Raw genomic sequence first — 4,165 nt, 5'->3', positions numbered from 1 at the left:
ACAATGTCAGAACATTCATACCATCAACTTCTTAAGTCGACCTTCGAAAACACTCTTCTTCACCTTTACTTCAAAGTAAACATTGCCAGTCACTTTGTGAAAGAAGAGCAACGAAACAAGATTATCATTGACTTCTTGAAGCCAAAAATCAAACAAGCTCGATATAGCATTATCAAGAAAAAGCTTAAAACGGTTTGTTTGATGAAGAATAAGTTTGGCTCAATCGAAAAACACTTAGAAAGCGTTCTATCTCAATATTCAGCGATAGAGAGCAAAAACGACGTTGATAAACTTTATGCCTTGTTAGAACGCTTTGAGAAGAGCGGATTAGAAACAAAACTGATTGAAGAGACCCCTAAACAGGAAATGGACGTTGTTTATATCGACAGAGCACATATTGATAACTGCTTCGATAATGAAAACCGTCAGATTGCACCCATTTCGCTGTTTATACATACGAATGAATTAGACAGGTTCACTCAGTGTTTAGTCACCCAGCCTTATTTCACATTTGAGTTGTGCCAAAGAAGTGAAGAGTTGAAGAACTATCACTATCAAGTTCATCCAATTAGCTAACACGACCAAATCTAAAAAGAAGGGCACTTCCAACCTATCTCAAGATGTGTTTGACGCGATTTACCAAGTGGTACTACCACCCTTTTCCTTTTATCATCACAATCAAGGGAAATCTTTTGATCTTCGAGCAGTAAGCTGATCAGGTATAAACCTAACGCTGAATGATCTTGACCATTTGTCTTCACCGCCACGGCTTCAACAATGAATTCAATTCCTGTTGACAGTGTCTCTGTATCTTTAAAAGACATAACTCCCCCCTCTCATATTACTGTATAAATATACAGCAATATGAGGTGTGTAAATCCATATTTGCACGAATTGAGACATTAATCGCATTAAATGGGGTTATGTCGACTCAAACTCATTATTGAATTTACCGAGAGAGCGTATTTTGACTCGATAGTTACTCATTATTATTCAAATCAAGGAAAAGCTGACTCAAGTATCGCCTTCTTTTTCCCTACTTCATACTCCGCCCAGTATAACGTTATAGGGGCAGATATCTGATGAACAGCATAATTACCACGATGCTCTGGCCCATTTTGCCTACTTTCGGATAAAGCAGACTTGACCCATTCAAACAAATAGACGTAACGACTGACAGTCTGGCGACACAGGTCCGCATTACGTGCCACCAAACCAATCGTGAGCTCCTGATTTTTGCGTAACAAAACCTGACAGGCGCGGATAATTCGGCGAGTGGTCTTCGTCCGACGAAGATTATGGGTTCTTCTGGCCGCTCTACGCTGCCTTTCCTGTAAACTTAATCCACTATCCAATCTCATCACACCTCGCTGGCAGTCTGACCGTGCACAATATTTATCCCAGGTCCAACGAGAAACACTTTTCACCACCGCCAACACCTCACTGCACTTCAAAGGCGGCTTATCCGCAGTCTCGGTATTTTTGTAATGAGCGAAACTCTCGACACGGCGTTTAAAGTTCGTATAACTGCCCTTTTCTCTTTCTTCGTCGACAATGTCATACGCGTATCGACGAGTGTGTTCGAATAAAGTACAGTTTCGAGAATAAGAGACATCAATATCTTGACGAAGCCATGGCCGCGTTGTCTCCAGCTCAAGAGAATCCGCTAACTCATTGAGTTCATAGACACTGCGGTGGAGTTCAGTTGTCTGCCACCAAGGATGAAAGGGCGTTTTGGCAACAGGTCCTGAATAACTTAAGTCCGCCTCCAATCGTAAGGCTAAGGCGCGATAAATGGCTTTGAGGTACTGAATGGGTTTGGATCGGGCTTGATCGCTGGTGCAAACCGGCACAATAGCGTAAAAAAGGTGGGCTTTATTACTGGTGCGGTTTCGAACGATTAGATTAGGGGGTGGCAAGCCTTCATCTTGCCAAATATAGGGGTTGGGGACAGCTCGATGGTCATGATCGATGTCAAACACCATCCACGCCTGCATATTTTTACGATTAACCTGCATATACGGCCATCTGACCGCATAGTTTCGAGGTCTGATGAGCATCGCGGTTTTATTGTCACTGCACCTCGACAAATAAGGCGCTTCCTCAAGTAGCCGACTCAAACAGGAAATGGATGAAGACGCAGCGTATTCAGAATGAGCCGTCATCTCATCACCCTCGGTGCACTTTGCCCATACTCTCCTCTAGAAAAAACAAAGCAAGAGAGATTGTCTTGAGCGTTGAGCGCCGTTACTGAATCAGTACTATTGACTCTCTCTGACAAGATTTGAGAGCCGGTCAAAGCCATTTCTTTTGAGCTTTCGTAGCCGCCACGGGTGTCAATTTTTATCGAACGCCTTTCCGAAGGACAACTGACTGCATCACGCCACTCTTCTTTACCTTTTAAGACTAAATTGGAGACTGCTTCAATACTGGTTTGAATAACTTTACCCTGTACGACCGCAAACACATGATGATTCATAAAGTTGACCTCGGCTAAATAACGCTCACCTTCTGAGAAACCAATAACGCAACTCTGGAAAATTAAAATGCGTCAAAGCCAACGTTGTCTGATTCTTTGTATTCGCTTCTCAAGGCCGAATAAACGAATTCGCAGTCGTACTTGTTCAAACACATGGTTCGAACGCCTTAATTGGGTCATTAACCTCGCCTGCTCAACCCATAATGAAGAAAGTTGACGATCACATAACTCGCGTCGAATACGCCTGATATACTTAAGGCCTCTACGCTTATCTTCCTCCGTCAATCCATGACCAGACGTTTCAGGACATGACTTATCGCACGGAGTAACAGACATCATTGCTCCGAATTGATGTTTGAATCAAATAAACCATTAGCGTCTGCCGCCTCCTCTATGGCTTTAAGCAGACAACCACCTTGATTCAGTTTTTCCAGGCTCCTGATGAGTTTTACCTGAATGCTGATACTGGTGTGCGCGGTATGAATAATCTTATGTTTTTGAGTGCGAGTTAGGCGATGATTTCCTGCATACTCCAACGCCATTCGAGACAATTCACCCGAATAGATCGAGTTCTCTAATGCGCTTTGAACAAAGGTGTCTTCCGTGCTATCAGATGCTATATGAGCGGTGACCACCCCCAACCCAAGAAGCAAGCTGTTTACGATGGTATGATTGCCACTCACTTTGGCGAGAGTGATGGCTTCAACACAACTCAGGACATGAGGCTGCTCAGGGTTAAGTTTATTCCGCAGCATGGTCGGACTCATCCCTATGGCCTCTGCTAGCCTAGCCATATTCTCTGACCTAGCGAACACGCAACACGCTTCATTAAAGGCCCCTTGTTTTGTGCGAGAGAATTCGCCTATTGAGTCAATTTCGTTCATAACCAATACTCACTTGAAGACAAACGAGACGACAACAAAACTCAAACCAAGAATGTTTACCCCCAACGGACAAAGCTCTTTGGTCGAAATAAGGGAAGATAAACGCATGAGCGACTAACCCATTCTCTCCATCGTTTCACGAGTTGCCATTTCTAGCAGCATGACCATATTGATTAACGGGGTTTCTTTTCCTTTTGCTTTAGTTTTAATGGGCAAGCGACCATCTTTAACCCAATCTATGATTGTGCGCTTTGGCATACCGGAGAATTGAGAGTATTGATCGTACGTCATGAAAGGCGTATTTAGGACTACTTGATATGAGAGCATAATGATATCCTGTTTAGTCATTTATGTTTAATTTCGAAATGACGAGTTGCACCTCACCGTTTCGATCTCAATTGCGATTATTGATCACATATGAATAACAAGCAACTTAAAATAGACCAAATATCGTATTTGGGAGGGAAAGATATTATCAAGAAATTGATAGATATCACGAATTCAGACCGTCAACAGGACGTTGCAGACGTGTTTGGCATCCCAAAATCAACAATCGCGACTTGGCGACAACGAAATCTAACTCCATTCGAGATTGCAGTAAGAACTCATTTGAGCACAGGTGTCTCACTTGAATGGTTACTTCTCGATAAAGGCGACCCGTATCCTAAAACACCAACTCAAAAGCACATTAATAAGAAGAACGAATCGAAGACTCTCTTCGATATAGACTGCTTCTCTATTGATGACGGTAAATTGGTTGGGAAAGGGATACTTGCATTCGATAAAGCTCTCCTAGACGAGC

At 42.9% G+C, this 4,165-nt stretch carries 7 protein-coding genes; 2 read left to right on the top strand and 5 right to left on the bottom strand.

Features of this window, described 5'->3' with window-relative positions; all coding sequences use genetic code 11:
• The first annotated feature begins 3 nt into the window (after positions 1-3).
• On the top strand, positions 4-576 hold the full coding sequence (locus QQ041_RS22150; protein ID WP_285955071.1) for a DUF2913 family protein: 573 nt from the start codon (positions 4-6) through the stop codon (positions 574-576).
• An 11-nt stretch (positions 577-587) separates the two neighbouring features.
• Here QQ041_RS22150 and QQ041_RS22145 read toward each other — a convergent pair whose 3' ends face one another.
• From QQ041_RS22145 to QQ041_RS22125, 5 genes are all read right to left on the bottom strand, one after another.
• Complete coding sequence (locus QQ041_RS22145; RefSeq protein ID WP_192853989.1) at positions 588-824, bottom strand: hypothetical protein; 237 nt, start codon at positions 822-824, stop codon at positions 588-590.
• Positions 825-998: 174 nt separating this feature from the next.
• Positions 999-2,165, bottom strand: coding sequence for a replication initiation protein (locus QQ041_RS22140; protein ID WP_353057847.1), 1,167 nt, complete (start codon positions 2,163-2,165; stop codon positions 999-1,001).
• Positions 2,162-2,479, bottom strand: coding sequence for a hypothetical protein (locus tag QQ041_RS22135; protein WP_280555347.1), 318 nt, complete (start codon positions 2,477-2,479; stop codon positions 2,162-2,164). The genes QQ041_RS22140 and QQ041_RS22135 overlap by 4 nt, the downstream gene beginning before the upstream one ends.
• Before the next feature lie 335 nt (positions 2,480-2,814).
• Positions 2,815-3,363, bottom strand: a complete 549-nt coding sequence (locus tag QQ041_RS22130; RefSeq protein WP_285955067.1) for a phage regulatory CII family protein — start codon at positions 3,361-3,363, stop codon at positions 2,815-2,817.
• Between the two features lie 114 nt (positions 3,364-3,477).
• Positions 3,478-3,690 (bottom strand): hypothetical protein, encoded by a 213-nt coding sequence (locus QQ041_RS22125; RefSeq protein ID WP_048657761.1) that lies wholly within the window; start codon positions 3,688-3,690, stop codon positions 3,478-3,480.
• A gap of 90 nt (positions 3,691-3,780) precedes the next feature.
• Here QQ041_RS22125 and QQ041_RS22120 point away from each other — a divergent pair.
• A partial coding sequence (locus tag QQ041_RS22120) for a helix-turn-helix transcriptional regulator (RefSeq protein ID WP_285955066.1) occupies positions 3,781-4,165 on the top strand: 385 nt, incomplete at its 3' end.

The sequence above is a fragment of the Vibrio sp. TMPB1044 genome, assembly GCF_030442075.1.
Lineage (GTDB): Bacteria > Pseudomonadota > Gammaproteobacteria > Enterobacterales > Vibrionaceae > Vibrio > Vibrio satsumensis.
Note: the sequence above shows the minus strand (reverse complement) of the source record. Positions and strands in the feature narration are given on the sequence as shown.